The 20,439-nt window shown below is 67.8% G+C and carries 18 protein-coding genes and 2 pseudogenes; 9 read left to right on the forward strand and 11 right to left on the reverse strand.

Going from position 1 to position 20,439, the window contains the following annotated elements; translation table 11 throughout:
• Window positions 1-29 precede the first annotated feature (29 nt).
• The 4 genes from ABZ919_RS28870 to ABZ919_RS28885 all read left to right on the forward strand — a co-directional run bounded on the left by ABZ919_RS28870 (window position 30) and on the right by ABZ919_RS28885 (window position 4,868).
• Window positions 30-707 (forward strand): SGNH/GDSL hydrolase family protein, encoded by a 678-nt coding sequence (locus ABZ919_RS28870; protein WP_361253301.1) that lies wholly within the window; start codon window positions 30-32, stop codon window positions 705-707.
• The gene (locus ABZ919_RS28875) at window positions 704-2,155 is read left to right on the forward strand and encodes an MFS transporter (RefSeq protein ID WP_361253303.1); all 1,452 of its coding nucleotides are present in this window, start codon (window positions 704-706) and stop codon (window positions 2,153-2,155) included. The genes ABZ919_RS28870 and ABZ919_RS28875 overlap by 4 nt, the downstream gene beginning before the upstream one ends.
• Before the next feature lie 451 nt (window positions 2,156-2,606).
• Window positions 2,607-3,608, forward strand: coding sequence for a hypothetical protein (locus ABZ919_RS28880; protein ID WP_361253305.1), 1,002 nt, complete (start codon window positions 2,607-2,609; stop codon window positions 3,606-3,608).
• Window positions 3,609-4,523: 915 nt separating this feature from the next.
• Window positions 4,524-4,868, forward strand: coding sequence for a hypothetical protein (locus ABZ919_RS28885; RefSeq protein WP_361253307.1), 345 nt, complete (start codon window positions 4,524-4,526; stop codon window positions 4,866-4,868).
• A gap of 209 nt (window positions 4,869-5,077) precedes the next feature.
• Here the strand turns inward: ABZ919_RS28885 and ABZ919_RS28890 are convergent, their stop codons facing one another.
• On the reverse strand, window positions 5,078-5,677 hold the full coding sequence (locus ABZ919_RS28890) for a cation transporter (RefSeq protein WP_361253308.1): 600 nt from the start codon (window positions 5,675-5,677) through the stop codon (window positions 5,078-5,080).
• A 607-nt stretch (window positions 5,678-6,284) separates the two neighbouring features.
• Here ABZ919_RS28890 and ABZ919_RS28895 point away from each other — a divergent pair.
• The gene (locus ABZ919_RS28895) at window positions 6,285-7,172 is read left to right on the forward strand and encodes a hypothetical protein (protein WP_361253310.1); all 888 of its coding nucleotides are present in this window, start codon (window positions 6,285-6,287) and stop codon (window positions 7,170-7,172) included.
• Window positions 7,173-7,374: 202 nt separating this feature from the next.
• Here ABZ919_RS28895 and ABZ919_RS28900 read toward each other — a convergent pair whose 3' ends face one another.
• From ABZ919_RS28900 to ABZ919_RS28910, 3 genes are all read right to left on the reverse strand, one after another.
• Window positions 7,375-8,619 carry a ThuA domain-containing protein gene (locus tag ABZ919_RS28900; RefSeq protein WP_361253403.1) on the reverse strand — a complete coding sequence of 415 codons (1,245 nt, stop codon included), beginning with the start codon at window positions 8,617-8,619 and terminating at the stop codon, window positions 7,375-7,377.
• 417 nt (window positions 8,620-9,036) lie between these two features.
• On the reverse strand, window positions 9,037-9,654 hold the full coding sequence (locus ABZ919_RS28905; protein WP_361253312.1) for a hypothetical protein: 618 nt from the start codon (window positions 9,652-9,654) through the stop codon (window positions 9,037-9,039).
• A 307-nt stretch (window positions 9,655-9,961) separates the two neighbouring features.
• On the reverse strand, window positions 9,962-10,696 hold the full coding sequence (locus ABZ919_RS28910) for an SDR family oxidoreductase (RefSeq protein ID WP_361253314.1): 735 nt from the start codon (window positions 10,694-10,696) through the stop codon (window positions 9,962-9,964).
• A 71-nt stretch (window positions 10,697-10,767) separates the two neighbouring features.
• Between ABZ919_RS28910 and ABZ919_RS28915 the strand changes: the two genes are divergently transcribed.
• On the forward strand, window positions 10,768-11,712 hold the full coding sequence (locus tag ABZ919_RS28915) for a LysR family transcriptional regulator (RefSeq protein ID WP_361253316.1): 945 nt from the start codon (window positions 10,768-10,770) through the stop codon (window positions 11,710-11,712).
• Between the two features lie 307 nt (window positions 11,713-12,019).
• Here ABZ919_RS28915 and ABZ919_RS28920 read toward each other — a convergent pair.
• Together ABZ919_RS28920 and ABZ919_RS28925 are read right to left on the reverse strand one after the other, a co-directional pair.
• A pseudogene (locus tag ABZ919_RS28920) lies at window positions 12,020-12,567 on the reverse strand (Tn3 family transposase); the annotation flags it as partial.
• A gap of 398 nt (window positions 12,568-12,965) precedes the next feature.
• Entirely contained in the window at window positions 12,966-13,613 is a 648-nt protein-coding gene (locus ABZ919_RS28925) for a carbonic anhydrase (protein ID WP_361253318.1), read from the reverse strand.
• 435 nt (window positions 13,614-14,048) lie between these two features.
• On the opposite strand from ABZ919_RS28925, the gene ABZ919_RS28930 reads away from it, so the two are divergent.
• Window positions 14,049-14,687: an HAD-IA family hydrolase gene (locus ABZ919_RS28930; protein WP_361253320.1), complete on the forward strand. Its 639-nt coding sequence runs from the start codon at window positions 14,049-14,051 to the stop codon at window positions 14,685-14,687.
• Between the two features lie 191 nt (window positions 14,688-14,878).
• Here ABZ919_RS28930 and ABZ919_RS28935 read toward each other — a convergent pair whose 3' ends face one another.
• The 4 genes from ABZ919_RS28935 to ABZ919_RS28950 all read right to left on the reverse strand — a co-directional run bounded on the left by ABZ919_RS28935 (window position 14,879) and on the right by ABZ919_RS28950 (window position 17,794).
• Complete coding sequence (locus ABZ919_RS28935; protein ID WP_361253322.1) at window positions 14,879-15,319, reverse strand: VOC family protein; 441 nt, start codon at window positions 15,317-15,319, stop codon at window positions 14,879-14,881.
• Between the two features lie 971 nt (window positions 15,320-16,290).
• Window positions 16,291-16,986 (reverse strand): hypothetical protein, encoded by a 696-nt coding sequence (locus tag ABZ919_RS28940; RefSeq protein WP_361253324.1) that lies wholly within the window; start codon window positions 16,984-16,986, stop codon window positions 16,291-16,293.
• A 24-nt stretch (window positions 16,987-17,010) separates the two neighbouring features.
• Entirely contained in the window at window positions 17,011-17,181 is a 171-nt protein-coding gene (locus ABZ919_RS28945; protein ID WP_361253325.1) for a hypothetical protein, read from the reverse strand.
• Between the two features lie 79 nt (window positions 17,182-17,260).
• Window positions 17,261-17,794, reverse strand: coding sequence for a hypothetical protein (locus ABZ919_RS28950; protein WP_361253327.1), 534 nt, complete (start codon window positions 17,792-17,794; stop codon window positions 17,261-17,263).
• 645 nt (window positions 17,795-18,439) lie between these two features.
• Here ABZ919_RS28950 and ABZ919_RS28955 point away from each other — a divergent pair.
• Both ABZ919_RS28955 and ABZ919_RS28960 read left to right on the forward strand, forming a co-directional pair.
• Window positions 18,440-19,135, forward strand: coding sequence for a hypothetical protein (locus ABZ919_RS28955; RefSeq protein ID WP_361253329.1), 696 nt, complete (start codon window positions 18,440-18,442; stop codon window positions 19,133-19,135).
• Window positions 19,136-19,374: 239 nt separating this feature from the next.
• A pseudogene (locus ABZ919_RS28960) lies at window positions 19,375-19,770 on the forward strand (transposase); the annotation flags it as partial.
• Window positions 19,771-19,797: 27 nt separating this feature from the next.
• On the opposite strand, the gene ABZ919_RS28965 reads toward ABZ919_RS28960, so the two are convergent.
• On the reverse strand, window positions 19,798-20,226 hold the full coding sequence (locus ABZ919_RS28965) for a VOC family protein (RefSeq protein ID WP_361253405.1): 429 nt from the start codon (window positions 20,224-20,226) through the stop codon (window positions 19,798-19,800).
• Window positions 20,227-20,439: the final 213 nt, after the last annotated feature.

Consider the following 20,439-nt stretch of genomic DNA (forward strand, 5'->3'; position numbering starts at 1 on the left):
ATACGTACGATCGGTCGTACTGTTGATGTGTGACTCAGACGACCAGAGCTGCGACCGAGAAATCTGACCCGTTCTGCCTGCCTGCGGACCGCGCCGTAGAGCTGCTCGCCGACGCTCCTTGGCGCCGGTTCGCCGTCATCGGCGACAGCCTCTCGGCCGGGACCGGCGACCCCCGCCCCGGATACGCTGCCGGCGGCTGGGCCGACCGCGTCGCCGGCGTGCTACGCCGGATCCACCCCGGCCTGGCCTACTGGAACATCGCCGAGGTCGGGGCGACGACCGCACGAGCCCTGGCGGCACAGGCGCCGCGGCTGGCCGACTTCCATCCGGATCTGGTTCATGTGCCGTGCGGCGCAAACGACCTGTTCCGCCCGCAACCCGACTACGCACTGATCGAACGAACCCTGCGGCGCGTCTTCGACGCCGCCACGGCCACCGGTGCGCAGCTGACCGTGTTCACTCTCGGCCGCGCCTTTCAGGTCCCCGCCTTCCCGGACTGGGACGACAGGATCCATACCACCAACGCCATCACTCGGGACCTGGCCCGCGCGTACGGCGCCGTGCTGGTGGACATGTGGGATCACCCGGTCAATGACCGCGCCGACTTGTTGAGCGCGGACGGCATCCACTTCGCCGCCGCAGGTCAGGCCGTCATGGCCGCCGAAGTCGTCAAGGGACTGGCCGGTGTGCTCGGAGGTCTGTCGTGAGCAACGCTGAAGCCTCCGTAGACCTCCCCGCCGCCGAGCGCGCACCGTCTGCAGCCGTGCCCTGGTTCGCCGTGTCCATCGTCCTGGTCGGCGCGTTCATGGCGATCCTCGACGGGTTCATCGTCATCGTCGCCGGGCCCGCGATTCAGGCCGGACTCAAAGCGTCCGCCGGACAGCTCCAATGGATCCTGGCCGGGTATCAGCTCACTTACGCCGTGCTCCTCATCACCGGCGGCCGCCTGGGCGACCTTTTCGGCCGCAGACGCATGTTCATCACCGAGATGGCCGTCTTCACCGTGGCCTCGGTCGCGTGCGCTGCGGCACCGACCACGATCGTCCTCGTCGTCGCCCGACTGGTCCAGGGCCTCGGCGCAGCGGTGATGCTGCCGCAGGTGTTCGCCGCCATCACGGTGCTGGTCCCCGCTTCGAGACGACACCGCGTCTTCGGCGTGCTCGGCGTCGTGATGGGTGTCGCCACCATCAGCGGCCAGTTGGTGGGCGGGCTGCTGATCGGCGCCGACCTCTTCGGCTCCACCTGGCGGCCGGTGTTCTGGATCAACGTCCCGATCGGGGTGGCGACGATCTGGCTGGCCGCCCGGCGATTGCCCGAGTCCCGGGCGACCGGTGTGCGCAAACTCGATGTTCCCGGTGTCCTCATCCTCAGTCTCGCCCTGTTCCTGCTCGTCTTCCCGCTCATCCAGGGGCGGCAGGACGGATGGCCGACATGGACATGGATCTGCCTGGCCGGCAGCGGGTTCGCCTTCGCCTTCTTCGTGGCCGTCGAACAGCGGATCGGCGCCACAGGAGGCGACCCTTTGGTCCGGGTCCACCTGTTCCGGACCCGCTCGTTCGGCATCGGCGTACTTCTGGTTCTGGCCGTCTACACGGTGGTGACGTCCTATTACCTGGTGCTGTCGATCTCACTCCAGGACGGTCTCAAACTGTCCGCGCTCAAGGCAGGCCTCGTCTACACCCCGGCTGCCATCATGTTCTTCAGCTTCAGCATGATCGCCAGCCGGCTGGTGCCACGGCACGGCCGCCGCATCCTGGAGATCGGGGCGGTGATCCTCGTCGCCGGATACGCCGCCACCGCGATCGTGCTGCTCGGCGGGGCCCCGTTCAAGCCCGTCGTAGTCATTCCGACGCTGATGCTGCAGAGCATCGGTGGCGGCCTGCTCATCACCCCCGCGATGAACGTCGTCCTCGCGCGCATCGAACCCAGGGACGCAGGCATCGCCTCCGGGGTGCTGTCGACGGCCCAGCAGATCGGCGCCGCGCTCGGCGTCGCGGCGATAGGCGCCGTGTTCTTCGCCGCTTTCGGCCACCCGAGCGCCGACCGGACACACGCTGCCGGTCACGCCCTTGCCATGGCGTCCCTGGCCACCATGACCGCGGCGGTCGTCGCGACGGTGCTGGTGCATCTGCTCCCTGGCGGCCGGCGTGACTGACGGTGACAGTCCGATGCTCCCGGGACGACACGCCCCGCTGCGGTGCGCTCTGCTGAAAGCCTGACCGCGTCGTTCCGGAAGCCGGCCGACAGGGCAAGCGGTCACCCGACCCCGAGCCTGCGTGCGCCGGCGCAGTGACCGGCAGCCGTTCCGTGACACAGAGGGGTTGATGAGTTTTTCGATGGAATGGTTGTGCGATAGGGAGAAAGACTTGCACATTTGGTGCAGAAGGGTGACTCGTGCGCGGAAGTGGCAGGTCAGCGGGGTGTGACCGCGGCGGGGTGACGTGAGGTCGGGTCACGTGGTCATGACATGAGAATGACGTGTCGGTGAACAGGGGTTCCTAGGGTTCTTCACAGCCTCCCTGCCCGGTTCAGTCCCCCCACCTCGGAGGGGCGGGCAGGTGCGGACATACACAACGTTCCTTCACTGAAAGTGAGTTGCAACAGGCATGTCGTTAGCCATCAAGCGCCGTACCCCGCGCGTGGTCCTCGCTGCCACCGCCGTCGTCGCCTCCGTCCTCCTCGCCCCGGCGCCTGCCGCGTTCGCCGCCGCGCATCAGGGTGTCGTGGCCGGGCAGAACCCGGGCGGCACCATGGTCCGTACCGAGCAGCTCGCCTCCGGGGGCGGATTCGTGGAGATCTACCGTGTCTCGGCCTCCCACTACTGGGGCCGGATCGTCACCTACTACGGCACCAGCGTCATCGACGCGAACGGTGAGACGGTGGCGCTCCAGGACAACGGCGAGTACATGTTCCTCACCCCGCAGGGGCACTTCGGGTCCTGGATCGCCGTCTCGGGCAAGAACCAGTTCCGCGGGCCCGGCACGTTCACGATCGCCCGTGGCTATACCGCGATCGTCGAGCAGACCGGCAAGAACCAGTGGCGGGCGAAACTGAAACGGCCCGCGGGCGGTGCGTTCCTGACCCTTCAGACACACGCGGTCGACGACGGCCACGGCACGCTGTCCCACGTCTACGCCGGGGAGGAGATCGTCGACCCGGGCGGCAAGGCGATCTACGTCGTGCTGAGCGCGGACGGCATCATCACCTCCTTCGGCCCGCAAGCCGCCACGGGCGGTGAGCCCCCGGCGGACAAGTGCACCGCGACCCGCGTGCAGTCCATCGGGGCGGGCACCCTGGCGCACATGAGCAACCGCCCCACAGGGCCCCGGGTCTCCTTCACGTCCATCTACGACGACGGCAAGGAGCGGCCGGTGCTCATGCCGCTGGACAAGAACCACCCCTCGCTGCCCGCTGACGCCGGCATCGTGGCGCGGATAACGGGTGCGAACACGGCGGCACCCAAGCTGGTCACCCGTGTCGAGGGCGGCAAGGGTGCGCCGGAGGCGGTCACGGCGTTCCCGGCGGTTCCGAAGGGGTGCCGCGGCACGGGCACCAGTACCTCCGGTATCTCGGGCACGTCCGGACTTCCTGGACGCACGGCACACTGATCGAGACCGGTCATCGCCGCGCGGCGTCCTTGTCCGCCGCACATGGGCTGAGCCTCGCCGACCCCTGTGGGCCAGAGCCCCTGCCGGTTGTGACTGGCCGACAGGTCTGCGGCCGGCGTGCTGCCCCCTGCGACCGACCTGCGCGGCATTCCGCAGACGCGTAGACGGCCTGCGGGGGCACACTCCGGGGGCGGCCGGGCCGGATTCCTCCACGGGATCGCCGGTGGGCCGTCGCCGGTGGAAGGCGATCGAGTCCGTCAACGCGGAGCCGGCTGCGGACACTGCCTCACCCTCACGTTCCTGCTCCGGCGCCGCTGAAGCTGTGGGACCTGCGCTCCTATAACCAGGTCAGCGAGCTGGAGCAGGACGTCGCATCCACTGGGCCCGTCCACCAGGCCCCGCCTGCGTTCCCGCTTCGGGCGGGCGCGGCGCCGCAAGCCCTGGTGGAGTCCCTGATAGCGGCTAACATCGGTCAGGTGGCGCCTGGATGACGCTGATTGAGGTCGGGGAGTTCCTCGCCAACGCTCCTTCGTCCACGTGCGGAGCGGATCTGCCCGACGTGGCCAACCGTCCGCACGGTGCGGAAACCCGTCGATCACCTGCCAGTGCGCCGGGTGGCAGTGACAGCCATTGGGCTCGTAGGCAAGGACGCGCAGCTTCTGTCGTACCTGGCCGCTACGTTCTCCATCATGAGCGACGGAATCGAATGGATAGACGCTGAATTGGGCCCTGAAGGCTTCTCCCTCTTGATGGTGAAGGGCATCGGCCATGAGGAACTGGCTGTCTACCTGGGCGCACAGCCGGGCGCCGTCATGGACCCGGACGAGAAACGCTGGGGCCTTCCCACGGCCTTGGACAGTACGACCTGCCGGACTCGCCGACCACGTCCACCAAGACGTCGCCTCAGATAAGACGATGTCGGATGTGTACAAGGTCATGGGTGAGTACTACGGACTAACCCTGCCGCGGCAGGCGATCGCCGACCGACGCCTGCCGCACGTATTCACTGAGCCCAGGGTTCTGGTACGACCGCAGGCCCAGTGCCCAGCCTGTGGCGAGGAGCGGATGCTCCCGTACGGCAGCGGATCTTGGCGGTCCGGTGAGTACCGGCTGGTGTGCACCTACTACAAAGTCCGCGACATCGCCGGCTACCCGCAACAGGGATGCCCGGGAGAGATCAGCGGGCCCGCGCTGGTCGGGGCAGTGCGCGAGGAGCCGAACTCGAAGTACGGCAATGTTCGCATGCCACGCCGCATGTGAGCACCCCAGCGTCGCGTGATCGGCCGGGCAGCTCCTGGCCCCAGGACACATCAGGCCACCGGAGGCGCTCCTGCCGCGTCGTGTTCGATGTTCACGAGAGGCGACAGCACCGGGGCCGCGTAGTGCGTCGCCTCCGCACGCCCAGGGCCAGGCACGCCGGAGAACGGCACCGTGGGCCGTGAGGTGTGCCGCTGGCCGGTCCACGGTCGTCAGTGCTCGTCGGCGAAGATTTCCTTGACCTCCCGCAGTGCGTAGTAGACCAGCACGTACCCGGCAGCCGGGTCGGCCCACCACAGGCCGGCCAGAGAATTCAGCAGGAGGCCGAGCAGCACGGCGGCCGCCAGCACGCCGTCGATCAGGGTGACCCGTCCCTCGGTCTTCAGCACCGGGTTGTCCAGCGCGGTGCCGGTGCGTGCCTTGCCGGCGGCAAGCGCGAACATCACCGCGGCCGTCACCGCAGTCCAGCCGATACCCAGCGGCGAGTGGTGGGGCCGGAAGCCGCTGGCCAGCGCCCAAGTCGACTGCATCAGCAGGTACACCGCCAGGAGCCCGAAGCCGACACCGATCAGCTTCAGCGCACGGCGCCGGCGGTCCTCGCCGGTACCGAACAGCTCCCAGATCACCACGGTAGAAGCGCCGATCTCGATCAGGGAGTCCAGACCGAACCCCGCCAGCGCCACGGACCTCGCCGCGATCGCGGCGACGGCGAGCACCACGATGCCGATCGCGTTCCAGCCGAGGGTGGCGTACTCCAGAGCGAAGCCGCGGCGGACAAGGCTCCGGCGGGCGGCGTCATCAGTGCTGGTCACCACGAGATCCTCCCAGACCTGCCTGTCGGACGTGTACAGCGCCTCGGGCAGTGCCGTCGATGCTCGTGAACTGCCACCCTCGCCGCACGACCCGACCGAGCACCACCCGCCGAACACGAGCACCCCAGCCGGCGGACCTATCTCCTGGTACGACGACTCCCGTAGGCACAACAGCGGATGGGCGCACCACCGGCGCCGACCCACAACAGACGTGGCGACGCCTGCGCACCGAATGAGAAGGCACGCCGGGTGGCCCGCACGGGGTGGCCGATCGGCATGGCGCCTTCGACCGTAAGCTCTGCAAGCGGCGCAACACCGTCGAGTGCTGCAGCAACCGCCTGAAGCAGTGGCGCGGCATCGTCGTATGTGCCAGCTATGTACGGAACATGTCACAGGGCCCGTAGCGCCACGTGCCGCCGCTTCCCCCGAGCCTCCACGGGTGAGATGTTTACCGGCCGGAGCGGCCCACAGCGGGCCGCAGGGAGAAAACGGGGTGGAGACCTTGACGCGCCAACAACACCGCAACGGCAACGGCAGAACCGCCGGAAGAACTCGGAGAATCGGTAGGCCCGGCGGGAACGGCGCAACGCCTCGCCGCCTGGCGGCGGTGGCGGCCACGGCCCTCGCCACGGCCGTACCACTGACCCTCGGCGCTGCAGGAGACGCGGGAGCGGCCGGGGACCATTCGATCGTGTTCGCCCGCTACACCGCGACGGCACCGGTCGAAGACCTCTACGCGATCTCCTCCACGGGCGGCACGCCCGTCAACCTCACGCACACCTCCACCGTGAGCGACGTGATGCCCACCTGGTCCCCGGACGGCAAGCGGGTCGCCTTCGTCCGCTACGGATCCGGTGGCGCCGTCGACGGCATCTGGACGATGAAGTCCACGGGCGGCGACCTGAAGGCCGTCCCCGGCACCAAGGACGCCTCCGACCCGGCGTGGTCCCCGGACGGCAAGCGGATCGCCTACGCCAAGCCGGTCGGCACCCAGCGCGAGATCTATGTCGCCGACATCGACGGCACCCCCGCCACCCGGCTCACCCACAACGCGACGGACGACCTCCATCCGACGTGGTCCCCGGACGGTAAATACATGGCGTTCAGCCGCGCGGACGCGGGCGGACACAGCAGAGTGATGCGGATCCGGCTGTCCACCCTGACCCAGACGGCGGTCACCGGGTCCGCCTCCCACGACTGGACACCCGACTGGTCGCACAACGACCGGATCGCCTTCAGCCGCGTGGACTCCTCGGGCTTCGCCCACCTGTACGTCGTCCGCCCCGGCGGCGCCGGACTGCACCGCATCACCAACGCCCGCCTCAACGACAAGAACCCCTCGTGGTCCCCGGACGGCAGCCGTCTGGTCTTCACCAGAGGCGGCACCGACGACGGCGACCCCGAGCACCTCTATCTGGTACGGGCCGACGGAACCGGCCTGACCCAGCTCACCAAGACCGACTCCCACGACCTGCAGGCCGACTGGCGCCCCTGATAGGCCGGTCAACAGCCGGTGGCCGCCCGGGGTCGGCCATCGAGGAGGCCGGCCAGTACCCACCAGGTTAGGCACGCTGGATCGAGAGCGTCGCAGAGGGCAGTTCTCGCGGGCACCAACCGGATGGGCCGGCCTCCGCGACAGCCACGTCACCGCTGGTTCGCACCAGCGGTGACCACGGGCCGCTACTCGTGACACATCGTCAGGAAGGCAGTTGCCAACTTTGGTTGGCCGCTCCGGAGCACGACCATATCTGCAGCCGGGTACCGTTGGCCGAACTCGGGCCGGTTGCGTCGAGGCACTTGCCCGACTGCGGATTGACAAGCGCGCCGTTCGCGCCCCGCTGCCAGATCTGTGACCCAGTACCGTTGCAGTCGTAGAGCTGCACCTTGGTTCCATCGGCGGTGCCGGCGGCAGTCACGTCCATGCATTTTCCAAGGGCTGTCAGCGTGCCGTCGCTGCCCACCGTCCAGTTCTGGGCGCCTGTGCCGTTGCAGTCGTAGAGCTGCACGGCTGTGCCGTTGGCTGTCTTCGCGCCGGCGATGTCGACGCACTTCCCGCCGTAGCCGTGGATCGGGCCGGTGGCCGTCGCGGGCGGAGTGACCGGGCCCGCTTGCCCTGCCGCCCACTTGATCTCCTGCAGCAGCAGCTGGTTCTGCTGCGCGCTGGCGAACGTGGACGACAGCGTGGTGTTCGTCGAGTAGTCCATCGCGTTGTGGCCGAAGTTGTTGTAAACCATCCTGTAGTTGCGGTTGGTCCACACGATCGGGAAGTAGCCGCTGTACCAGGTCTGACTGGGGTCGGTGCCGACCGGGAAGGTGGACGGGTCCATCGACGCCAGGATGTCGATGTCGGGGTTCTGTCGCAGGTCGTACTGCCAGCTGTACCACTCGCTCACAGAGCTGGTGACAGTGGACGGCAGGCCGGCGGTCGCCGCATGGCCGCGGTCCTCGACCTTCAGCGTCTCCGAGGTCGGTCCCCAGGAATTGCTCCGGAACGTGCCGGTGCCCAAGAACGTGTTGTGATACCAGGGCCAGTCACTCGAGTCGGCGGTGTACGCGGAGACGTGGAAGCCGATGAAGCCGCCGCCGCCGGCCATGTACGTCTGGAAGGCGGACTGCTGCGCCGCGTTGTGCGGGTAGTCGTCGAGAAACATGACCACCTGGTAGTTGGCCAGGTTCGCCGTGTTGAGCTGACTCCAGTCCGTGGTGGCGGTGTAGGTGAACCCGTTCTGCGCACCGGCTTCGGGGAACCAGGCGTTGGCTTCGTGATCGAAGCTGATGTGTGCCGCGTCGTAGGTGCCGTCGTAGAAGGCGAGCACCTTGAACGTCGTGGCCGCGTGGGCGGCGAGCGTCGGGCCGGCCTGGACACCGAGGACCAGGGCGAGCAGCGTGAGCAGTCTCAGCAGGAGGGGCGACCGATGGACGGCCGTACCGGAACGGGGCATGCGAAGGCCTTCCTCGTGCACGATGGTTGTGTGGGGCGTGCCGGTGCACTCCGACCAACAGCATGAACCGTGTTCATGTCAATGAAAATGGTCTGTACCAAATTTCTGACGATCGCCTGCCGTTGCATCCGCCAGACGGCTCGCCCGGCCCCGCTCCGGCTCACCGACGGCCACCTGATGCGCCACGACGAAACGTGAAACCGAGTCCCGACGACACGCACGCACCACATCAGCGCGGTCACACGCGCGGGTTCACAACACACCCAAGCGGTCGCAATCTGGCGCTGAGCAGGATCACGGTCTGCGCTGAGGTGCAGCCGCAGCTATGTCGATCAAGCGCGAGGCGATGACCCGGGCAGACACCGTGTGCCGTGCCGCCTCGTGGTCAGAGGACTCCTCCAGTGCGCGGGTGAGGCTTCAGAACGGGCGTTCGGCCGTGCCCAGGACGACGAGCTCGGTGCTGTCCAGCACCTCCGCGAGTGCCTGCGGCGCGCCGCACATGTGGCAGTAGTCCCACTGCGCGCGGCGGATCACCTGTTCCGGGTGGCCGAGCGCGCGCAGCACGTCCCAGTGCAGGGCTTGGGCCCAGACGTACCCGGGCTCGCCGTCGACATCCATGTCCTCCGCGTCGATCGGGGTGTCCGCGAGCGCGGAGGCCAGGCGGTGGCTGTCCACGGGGCCGCGGGCGAAGTCCAGGAACGCAGCGGGGTCCGCGCCCACGGGTGTGCCGTCGGCGGCGTCATCGTCCCTGCCGGGCCAGGAGTCGTAGCGGTGGGCGCGAACTCCGTCACGCCAGACCTCCAACTCCAGCCGGTCGCCGTCGTACTGGAAGGCCGCCAGTACTGGAGCGCCCAATCCGGCGCTGATCGGTCCGGCTAGCGCGAAGACATGGTTCTCGTCGACGAACCGGTCCGGATGGACGAGGCAGAATCTCGGCCCGGCCGGGGTCGCGTAGCCCACCGTACAGACCTCGCGCAGGACGTGGGCCGCCTGTTCGAGCGGCATGGGAATCAATATCGTGCCGTACGTGGTCACGGCCTCACCTCCTGGGATGCGGTGACCCTAGGTGGTGGTGACGCTGCGAGGCCAACGAAATACGCCCACTTCAGAAGCTCTCCCCGATGCCCGCTGCGTCGGGAACGTCGGGCCCATGCCGGGCCCGGCGCGCGGCAGGAGCACTTTGGTGTGTGGCTGGAGCGTGTGCAACCCCGGGCGTCCCTGGCTGGCGCAGCTGGTGGGGTGAAGCCCGTGGGGATGGGCGCCGCGCAAGAGGCCAGTGATCGTCACGGCGGGGGTTGAAAACACCCCGGCAGGCTTCGGACGGAGACGGCGCGGCATGGTCTCACCAGGGAATCGGCCCGTCCTCGGCCAAAAAGGCGCACGTCGGGCCGTCCTCGCCCGCCGTCGCCAGGTCGACCGCCACGGCCGCGCCCTCCTCCGCCGTGCGTATCCCGGTGTGACGGTTGAGGTCGGTCGCGCAGTAGCCGGGACTCACCGCGTTGACGAGGATCCCTTCGGCGCGCAGTTCATCGGCGTAGAGCACGGTGATCGCGTTCAGCGCGCTCTTCGAGGTGCAGTAAGGGAGGAGGACCGAGGAGTAGGCGGACCACGGGCTGCCCGGGTCGGCCAGGTGGGTGAGGGAGCCGAGTTCGCTGGACATGTTGACGATGCGTGCGGCGGCGGAGCGACGGAGCAAGGGGAGCATGGCGTGCGTCACCGCGATGACGCCGAACACGTTGGTCTCGTAGACCTGCCGTACGGTGGCGGCGGGGGTATCACTCGGTTTTTGCGGTCCGGCGGCGATCGCGGCGTTGTTGACGAGGATGTCGAGGCGGCCGAACGTGGCGTCGATGTGCTTGGCGGCGGCCTGGACCGAGATCTCGTCGGTGACGTCCAGCGGTACGAACCGTACGTCGGCGCCGCCCGCGCGAAGCTCCCCGGCCGCCGCCTCGCCACGTTCGGCGTTGCGGGCGCCGATCAGCACGGTCATGCCGAGGGCTGCGAGCCTGCGCGCCGTTTCCTTGCCGATGCCCTTGTTCGCGCCGGTGATCAGAGCAGTCTTCTGCGAACTCGTCATGGCATCCAGCCTCCCCTCACCCACGGGCGGCAGGGAAAGACCAGAAGACTCTGGATCTATAGTCCACAGATATGAGTGAGCTGGAGGTACGGGAGCTGAGGTACTTCATCGCGGTCGCCGAGGAACTGAACTTCAGCCGGGCCGCGCAACGCCTGGGGATGGCGCAGCCCCCGCTGTCGAAGGCGATCGCTCAGATGGAGTCCCGGCTCGGGGTACGCCTGCTGGAGCGCACCACCCGGCAGGTGAGGCTGACCAACGCCGGTCAGGTGCTGCTCGACCAGGCCCGGATCGCCGTCGACGCGGTGCACGCGGCGGCCCGGCGAGCACGCCGGGCCGGTCAGCCGACACCCCAGCTCGTCGTGGCGGTCAAACCGGGAGGCGATGCCGGGCTGCTGCGGGAGATCCTCGCCGCCTACCGGGGAACGGGTTCGCATCTGCCGCCGCCTGAAGTCGTCGTCGGCGGCAGTGGAGAGCCGATCGCCATGCTGCGGGACGGCCGTGCCGACGTAGCGCTGCTGCGCAGCCCGTTCGACGGTCAAGGGCTGGATTGCCAGACGCTGGTGGTCGAGCCGCGACTGGCCGTCCTCCCCGCCGCGCACCGCCTGGCCGGACGCCGGCGACTGCGGCTGACCGACCTCAAGGGCGAACCGATCCCACGCTGGAAAGGGGCCGCCCCCTCCACCACCGCCTACTACACCGGATGCGACGGAGCGGAAGCAGGCGATGACCGCACGAGCTTGGCGCCGGCCGACACTCCTGAGGGGCCGCTCGTGGCCAGCGTCGAGCAACTCCTGGAGGTAGTCGCGCTGGGGCAGGCGGTGGCGTTCCTGTCACGCTCCACCACCGAGCGGCACCAGCGCCCGGACATCGCATACCGGCCGGTCACCGGCCTCAGCCCCAGCGCGGTCATGGTCGCCTGGCCGGAGACCTCGCGATCCGCAGCCGTCGCCGCCTTCGTCCAAGCCGCCCACGACGTCGCCACCCACCACCCTGACCATATGACCGCACTGGCCTGACCGGCGTACTCAACCCCTGGTCGCGCCGACCACGCACTTCTTCCTCGCCCCGATACCAGACAGCAACCGTCACTCTCGCGTCCCCCCTCCGGGTCGCTACTGAAAAGGCTCCCTGCGTTGTTCCCGCCTCATCGTCCTCGTCTGCGGCCTCTGCCGGGTCGCGCAGGGACCGCGCCGCGCCGCCGGCCGGACCGGAGCCGCGGAAGCTGTAGCGGCCCAGGACGTTCAAGTTGGCGTGCCTGAGCGGGGAGAGCAGGGCGACGTCCTCGTCCAGCACCTGGTGCTCGCGCTGCTCGGCGGGCAGGGCGCGCAGCTGCTCGACGGCGGCGTCCGGTAGCGGGTGGTCCACAGCACCGCGGCGTTCAGCACCAGGCCGAGCGCGCCGAGCTGGTCCTCCTGGCCCTGGCGGTACACCTGCATGATCTGCCCGCGCTTGCCGTGGCAGATGTCCCGGGCGAGCTTGTGCCTCGACTCCTGGACGGTGAGCCGGCGGTTCATCTGCCGCCGGTAGGTGTCGTCCACCGGGTCGACCACCTGCAGCAGGTGCGGCGTCTTGGCGATGCGCCCGCACTCGGCCAACGCGGCGCCCAGAGGGGTCGGCCGGCCCTCGCGGCCGAACATCCGCAGCAGGTCGTAGGCGCGCACCTGACCGGTCACCAGGGAGCCGGCCACCCGCAGCATGTCCAGCCAGTGCACGGTCACCTTGGCGAGGTTGACCCGGTTGCGGGCCTGCGGCTCCAGCGCCCCGTAGTCGCCGCCCCCGCCCCGGGCAGTTCGGCCCCGCCAGAACCGCTGATCGGCCAGGTCGCGGAAGCGGGGCGTGAAGTTGTAGCCGAGCAGCGAGAACAGCCCGAACTGGGGGCCTCGCGCAGCGCGGCGCCGACCACTCGAACGATCCGCATCCGCCGGTCGGCGGAGGAACCCTACGCCCTGAAAGGGGTGTCCCGTGCCGTCTGCCGCCGGTGCCGCGGACCCGCCGGCAGGCGCAGCTCGTCACGCAGTGTGGCGGTGAGTCCTCCACGGGTTTGGCCATGTCCGCGACGTAGTCGGCTCGTGCCTGCCGGTCCGCTTCATCGATGTCGGTGGGTACGGGAGACATCTGAGGGACCGGCCACGTCCACTCCGCGGTCGGCCGCGGTTCGGGAGGCACTCGCCCCGCCGCCGCGGGACGCAATGGTCACCAGTTTCGACGACATCGGGCAGTCCTCACAGGCCGAAGGCGTCCAGCGCCTCGTCTGTCCCGTACGACCGGTTCAGGAAGGGGCACCCGTCAGGACTTCCACCTTGCCGGTGTCGAGCGAGTAGTAGGCGCCCACCACGGCAAGGGCGCCCTTTCCCACCAGTGGGGCGAGGTCCTGGTTGGAGCGCAGATCGGTGGCGGTCAACTTGGCCTGGGCACGGGCCATGGTCTCGACCGGATCGGCGCCGCCCTGCTTCGCTGCCTGCTCGTATGCCGGCTGCAGAGCCTTGACGATGGCCTGCAGGTTGCCGGGCAGCGGTTTACCGTCGCGAAGAGACTCATGCGCCGCCTTGACCGCGCCGCAACGCTGGTGACCGAGGACCATGATGAGGGGGGTGCCACTGGTCATGGGCCCGTACTCGGCAGAACCGGTGACCACCGGGTCGATCGCCTCCCCGCCCGTACGCATGACGTAAAGGTCACCCAGCCCGGTGTCGAAGAGGAGTTCAGGCGGCACTCGGGAGTCGATGCACGAGAGGATCGCCGCAAACGGCTTCTGTTCCTGGGCCACGAACTGACGCCGGTTCGGATCCCGGTCGGGGTGTTGAAGGGCTCCGCTCACCCAGCGGTCGTTGCCTTCCATCAGTCTCGCCAATGCCGCGGCAGGTGTGGTCGGCCGCGCCGTCGGTGAGGCGTCAAGCGATGCCGGGGCGGCTTTCATCGACGAGCACCCCGCGAATGCGAAGGTGCCGCAGGCAAGCAGCGCTCTACGCCCAAGACGCCCTTCTCTTTCCATCGTTCGTTCCCCTCGACGCCGCTCAGGTGCATCCCTGTCTGTTGACCAGGGCAATTGTTCCGCGGGCGCGGCCGAGCCGGCAGAAGGCGCAAGTGTGCGCGGGTTACGTTGCTGCAGACGGCTCACAGTGCGGCTCACGCGCCGGCGTGAGTGTCTGGGAGGGGACCTCGCCTCCCGAAATCGGTCGCGGTCACAGCCTGCAGCCGCCGAGTCATGTCGGTGACTGGCAACGGGGCTGCCACAAGGTTCCAAGATCGCTTGACGTCGCCCCTGAGGAAAGGACGACAGTGGCTCCATAGATCGCATGAGCGGGCGGTGTGCAGTCGCCGGCTGCCGGCAGGACGAAGAGGGGAAGTTCGAGTGACCAAGACCTGCCTCATTCTCGATGTCGGTGGCGTGCTGGAGATCACGCCGGAAACGGGATGGGTGCAGCGGTGGGAGGAACGGCTGGCGACGCCGCCGGGCACGGTGCATGAGCGGATGCGCGACGTCTGGCAAGCCGGGAGTGTCGGGAGCATCAGTGAACGACAGGTTCACGAGCAGGTCGCAGCACGTCTGGGGCTCGACGCGGCCCAGGTCGAAGCCTTCATGGCTGATCTGTGGGTGGAATACCTGGGAACGCCTAACGAGGAACTCATCGCTCATGTGCGAGGGCTGCAGGGAAGCTGCGGGCTCGGCATCCTGAGCAACAGCTTCGTCGGTGCCCGCGAGCGGGAGAGGGCGCTGTACCGCTTCGACGAACTGGTCGAGCGGATCGTGTACTCGCACGAGATCGGCATCGAGAAGCCGGACCTACGTGCCTTCGAGGCCGTATGCGTCAGCCTGGAGGTGCGGCCGGAGAGCTGTCTCTTCATCGACGATTTCGCCGTGAACGTTGAGGCGGCCCAGGCGGCGGGCATGCAGGCGCATCTGTTCGAGGGCAACGCCCAGACGATCTCGCGGATCGCAGCTCATCTGAACGCAGGCCCACGGCTTGCAGGGCGTGTCCCGCTCGGATGACGTCGGCCTGACCTGCCTTCAGCGGTTTGCCTGGGCAGGTGCTGAAGAAGCCTGCCCTTGATGCCGGCCTCGGTGCCCAGGGCGATGAGCGTCGGCGGAATCCCCGGCCTCGTACAGCAGCCTGCGCCGCCCTATCGCTGATGCGTCATAGCGGTGCTGACCGTCGACATGCTCCACGCGGCAGGCCCGCGTCAGCCAATCTGTTCTGCTAGCGCGACGATGATGCCTGCGGGGCCACGGAGGTAGCAGAGCCGGAAGAGGTTCTCGTACTGCGCCACCTCGCCGAGGAGTTCGGCTCCGTGGGCGCGCAGGCGGGTGATGGTGTCGTCGATGTCATCGACGGCGAACATGACGCGATGCAGGCCCAGCGTGTTGGGCGGAGGGTTCCGCGGCTCGGCGTCGGACAGCGCGGGTGTGTGGTATTTCGTCAGCTCCAGCTTGCTGTGGCCGTCCGGGGTCCGCATCACCGCGATGTCGCTCCGTACGCCGTCGAGTCCGACGGTGCGGTCCGCATAAAGGCCTTCGATCTGCGCCTTGCCTTCCAGCTCCATGCCGAGCTCGGTGAAGAAGGCGACTGCCGCGTCCAGATCGTCGACGACGATGGCGACGTTGTCCATCCGCTGAATGGTCATGTCTCTGAGCCTAACGACTCGATAGGCGGGAGCGCGGGACCGGCCGTGACATGACGACGGCGGCGCAGGTTGAGTGAACTACTGCTGTTGGGGCGGGCGGGGATCCCATCCGACCGCGAACGACCACGTGACCTTCGGCTCGGCCGTGACCTCCAACGAGCTCGTGGCACGGTCCTTGCTCATGTGAATCTCGTTCATTGTGGGCGAAACCTTTCCCTCTTCGCACACAAGGGGAAAGGAGATACCAGTCGGCTTCACCTGCACGTGAAGTCGCCCTGCTCCCTGGCAGTTGATGGCGATTGCCACGGTTCTTCCTGCTCTGATTCCCCCGGGAATCGGGTAGGTGGCGCTCCCTGTGATTCCGGTTCCGGTGATCAGTGTGGTGATGCCATCGGAGGCGAGCTTCGGTGTCGTGGCGACCGGCGGACCGTGTGGATCAGCGGCCGTGCCGTGCACCGCCGCGGTGGGTGATGTGCTCGTAGCGGGGCTTGAATGGCTCTGTGCGGCGGCGCTGCCTCCGTGGGAACTGCAGCCGGCCACGGCCAGGACGGCGGCAAGTGCACAGAGGACCCCGCGGACCGGTGCACCGGTGTGTGACATCAACTCGTCTCCCAGATGTACCAGCCGACGTGGTCAGGGGGGTGGCTGGTGATGGTCTTCGCAGCGAGGCTGACAGGTCTACGTTGTGTCGCTGCACGATCTTGTCGATCCTCGCGTCGACGCTGATGGTGGGCCCCGCTGACGGAGGTGCCGTGGCCGCCGGGTGGTTGCCGGAACCACTGTCGCCGCTGCCCGGGATGTCGAGCTCGACGTCGACCTGGTCCGCAGGAATGTCCGCGACGTCTGTGTCGGTCGGTCAGGTGCCCGCGGCGGTTCCGTGTTGATCAGCATGCTGGTGTCTGCCGGTAGGTTGCGAGTGGAGGCAATGTGCGGGCTTCCCGGTGAACTGGGCTGGGCACGGGGCGAGTCGGTCACCTGATCGGCTTCGCCATCTCAGCGCGGATCCGGAGCGTCATCCTGGCGGCGGCCTTCAGGTCCACGTTCATCGCGGTATCCAGGGTCATGTACGCCACCCGGCCCCAGGTGTTGCCGTCCGCCCAGGCGCAGACCGGGTAGGTGAGCGTCGCCCCGCCGGCCCAGGTCCGGGTCAGCACCTCGCAGCTGACCCTGATGTGGGAGCCGGACGGGGTGACATCCTTCGATGGCACGAGCACCTTCACCCGGGTGGTGTTCGCGCTGTTTTCTGCCAGCACGCGGCCACGGACCTCGGCGGTGTTCCTGAACCGGCCGTACATGCCGGTCACGGAGAGAGCGCCCCGGTCGCCGCTGCCCGGGTGGTAGAGCGCGACGACGCCATGCGCGGCCTTGGCGTTCCAGCTGAACCTCCAGCCCCTTTCCAGCTTCCGGCCCAGGGTCGTGGAATCGTCCTTGGCCAGCGTGTAGCGGCCGTCGAGTAGTGTCCCCGGCACGGTCAGGGCATTCTCAGCGCGGGGATAGCTGTTGTTGATCTCCTTCGCGAACAGCACCAGCGTTGCCAAGAGCGCGACGATCAGGAGAGAGACACCGCCGATGATCCCAGCCATGAGGCCGACCCGGCTCTTGTCTTGCTGGACGGGGGGCGGGGCGCCCCAGGGATACAGGGGCGTCTGGTACGGCGACTCGGGCACCGGAGGCATGGACACGCCAGGACGTTACTCGATCCCGAAGGCGCCGCCGAAACCACCCTGGTTCGCCTGGTTGCGCACCCGGTGGAAGGAAGGGTGGGAGGAGGGCAGTGACCAGTACGGGACGAGGGAAAACGTCCTCAGCGCCCCGAGGACGGCTTCCGGGCTTGAGCCGCCCGGCTCCGTGCGCGTCCTCATGGCGATCCGCGCCCACTGCGCATCTGTTGGCAGCCCACCCGGACCAACGACGGGCGATTCGAACGAAACTGCCTAGCGCTCAACGTCCTGCGCCCACCACTCCTTCCGACGGGGGAGGCTCGACATCGAACGGCTCGTCGTACGCGCTGAACGACGTGGTGGTGACGTTTCCGCGGCCCCTGTAGACGGTCCTCAGCAGGTACGGCTTACCTTCGGTGGCCACGTAGAAGGTGTACGTCCCCTCTTTATCTGCTTTATCCGTCACGCGTAGAGCGACCGCCTCCCGGCCGCCGATCCGAGTGGCCCCGCCCTTCTTCGCCTTGCCGAACGAGGCGAACGTCCAGGTGCACGTCGCCAGTCCGTCATCCGGCTGTGCCGCGTCGACGGGTTCCTTCACCCACTGCTTCGGCCGGAGGCCGTCGATCTTCCTGCCGCTCCACTTCTCGAGGTATGTCTCGTCCGGCCGGACGTAGTCCGTTTCGCCGATCCGGATCTGTTCGAGGCTGCCGCTCTCGGCCCAAGTGGTCTTCGCCTTGCATCGGTTCTTGAGATCAGTGCTGAGTCGGGTCACCACCGTGCCGTGGGCCGTTGTATTGGTCGTCTCCACGGTCACGGAACGCAGTGCGCGCATTGTGCCGTTCGCCTCGTCGAGCAGGTCGGCCGCGGACTTCGTCGCGCCGCCGTCAGCGGTCGCGCACCCGGCGAGTGCGGCCCCGCTCAGTACACACGCCAGTGCCCTAGTCATGGAAATCGCTCGCACGGGGCCCCCGCTCCCTCAACGTACAGTGAATGATCATGCTCATGATCAACAGCGGGAGCCTATCAGCCCGGCGGAAGCTGGTAGGGGGCACCTCGCCGGCGCAATGACCAGCTCGTTGCCATGCCAACGGTCCCCTGGTCCAAATGAAACGCCCCCATCTCAACGGGGCCTGCCGCACCGTGATCGCGCTGAGGCAGCCTGGGCGTCCAGCCGTTCCGCCGGCACGCCGGCGCAACGACAACGAAACTCCGCAATCTGTGGCACCGGGTGGTCCTGCAAGAGTCAGGGCGCGGGGGACGAGGGCCCGAGGATGACCACCGGAGCATTGACTTCGGCGCGGGCACGCTCCACTGCAGCGTCGACTCCCTCACGGGCCTGCGGCCACCGTCTCGTCGTTTGTCCACACAACTCAGGATGATCAACGGTGGCCGTACCCGTCCCCGCACCGGCCCTCACCAGCAAGATCACTATCTGCAGCTTGATTATTAGGCTGAGCGGATGTTCGAACGCAATACGAGGAGGATGCAGGTGCTGCCTGCTTACACAGTCGAGGTTGGAACCGAACCGCTGGTCCGTCCGGCGCGGAATTCGGTGGGAGGCTGGCCCTTCCTCGACCAGGCCCAGGACTGGCCCGAGTGCTTCTGTGGTGAGCGGATGGCTCTATTCTTCCAGTTCGACATCCCCTGGGACCTGGAGCCTTTCGGCGGAGACCACCTCCTCGTCTTTCACTGCCGTGCGCACAACGACGCGTCCGACCCCCAGCTTGCTGATGGCCGGCTCGTGCCGAAGTACTGGGACGCTCCGCAGCCGCCGTACCCGGCTCCGTTCTGGTGTGTACTGATTCAGAGCCGCGGGGCGCTGCCGGCCCCGGAAGCCGAACCGTCCTTGTGCGCGCTGCCGCTGGCTCTGCGGCCTTTCGTGGATACCCCCGTCGGGGCCCAGACTTTCAAGGTGGGCGGTACCCCGTCCTGGGCACAGGATCCCGAGTACTACAGGTGCGCATGCGGCGCGGACTTGGTGTATGTCTGCCAGGTTCCCGAGGGTATGGACTTCGCTGTCTACCCCGGCCAGCCAGAACAGCCCTATAGCGTCAGGGCCGACACCTACTGGCTGTTCCTGGGCAACGAAGTCTACTTGCTGGCGTGCCCGGCCCGCTGCGATCCGGCGGCCATCTGGCCGGTCAATCAGCACTGACGCGTCAGCATCACCGCCCCCATCCCACGCCAGCGGTGCCCAGTAACCACCACCGCGAGCAGGCAGCTACCGGTCCGGAGATCATTTACGGGACAGCACTTGGGCTATGACCTGCGGCCACTGCAAGATCGCTAGTCTTCACACACCAATGATCAGCGGTGGCCGTACCCGTCTCCCCCCTCTGGCAGCCATTGGTGAGACGCCCCAACCAGCAAGATCACGATCTATGGCTGGAGTATGAGAACTACCGGTACTCGAGCAACCACCGGGTCGTCATCGACGCCGACAGCCGACTCGTCGTCGCCGTCGGCCGGCCGGTCACGGGCAACCGCAATGATTGCAAGGCGAGGGGACTTTCCGGTGCGAAGGCTGCCGTCGGCCGGGCCACGGTCATCGCGGACGGCGGCTACCGGGGCACCGGCCTGCTCATCCCGCGCCGCCGTGAACGCGGGCAGACCGAACTGCCAGCTTGGCAGGGGGAGCACAACGCCTCCCTCCGCAGGGTGCGGGCCCACGTCGAGCACGTCTTCGCGCGCATGAAGGCCTGGAAGATCCTTCGCGACTGCCGTCCGAAAGGCGACGGCGTCCATACCGCCGTGCTCGGCATCGCTCGGCTGCACAAGCTCGCCCTCAGCTCCCCACCTCTGCGGCGCGGAGAACGCTCAGTCGATGCAGAACTCGTTGCCCTCGATGTCCAGCATCGGGATGCACGCATCATTGCCGTCATACAGCGTTCGCACGTGTACCGCGCCGAGCGGGACCAGTCGCGCACATTCGGCCTCAAGTGCGGCGAGGCGCGCTTCACCCACAAGGCCGGTGCCGACCCGCACATCAAGATGCACCCGGTTCTTGGCGGCCTTCCCTTCGGGGACGCGCTGGAAGTACAGTCGCGGGCCCACTCCAGAGGGATCTATGCAGGCGAACCAAGAATCCCGCTGCTCAGGTGGCTGCGAACGATTGAACTCGTCCCACGTGGCAAACCCCTCCGGAGGCGGCGGTACGACGTACCCCAACACCTCGCACCAGAAGCGAGCGAGGCGCTCAGGTTCTGCGCAGTCAAAGGTGACTTGAAACTTCTTGATCGTTGACATCGGCGCACCATAGCAGGGGGACTCTGCCGCTCATTTCCCCAGGCGGATCCACCTGCCAGGACAACCGAAGGTCTCGTCCAGCATCTGTTCAAGTACGGCGGTGTCCATGTCGCCCTTGCCATGTGGTCGGAGCACTAGCAAGACGCTGCAGCCCGCCGCCGGGCAACGTTTGGCCGTTCGCCGGCCGGAGAGGCGGGCGGAGAGGCGGGCGGA

Origin of the sequence: Streptomyces sp. NPDC046759 (assembly GCF_040645475.1) — a bacterium.
Lineage (GTDB): Bacteria > Actinomycetota > Actinomycetes > Streptomycetales > Streptomycetaceae > Streptomyces.

Coding starts and splice junctions, on each gene's coding strand:
- ABZ919_RS28885 (WP_361253307.1), top strand. CDS start 4,524: ATGTCGGATGTGTACAAGGTCATGGGTGAGTACTACGGACTAACCCTG.
- ABZ919_RS28945 (WP_361253325.1), bottom strand. CDS start 17,181: ATGAGGACGCGCACGGAGCCGGGCGGCTCAAGCCCGGAAGCCGTCCTC.
- ABZ919_RS28915 (WP_361253316.1), top strand. CDS start 10,768: ATGAGTGAGCTGGAGGTACGGGAGCTGAGGTACTTCATCGCGGTCGCC.
- ABZ919_RS28910 (WP_361253314.1), bottom strand. CDS start 10,696: ATGACGAGTTCGCAGAAGACTGCTCTGATCACCGGCGCGAACAAGGGC.
- ABZ919_RS28900 (WP_361253403.1), bottom strand. CDS start 8,619: ATGCCCCGTTCCGGTACGGCCGTCCATCGGTCGCCCCTCCTGCTGAGA.
- ABZ919_RS28935 (WP_361253322.1), bottom strand. CDS start 15,319: ATGACCATTCAGCGGATGGACAACGTCGCCATCGTCGTCGACGATCTG.
- ABZ919_RS28965 (WP_361253405.1), bottom strand. CDS start 20,226: ATGTCAACGATCAAGAAGTTTCAAGTCACCTTTGACTGCGCAGAACCT.
- ABZ919_RS28955 (WP_361253329.1), top strand. CDS start 18,440: ATGTTCGAACGCAATACGAGGAGGATGCAGGTGCTGCCTGCTTACACA.
- ABZ919_RS28880 (WP_361253305.1), top strand. CDS start 2,607: ATGTCGTTAGCCATCAAGCGCCGTACCCCGCGCGTGGTCCTCGCTGCC.
- ABZ919_RS28925 (WP_361253318.1), bottom strand. CDS start 13,613: ATGAAAGCCGCCCCGGCATCGCTTGACGCCTCACCGACGGCGCGGCCG.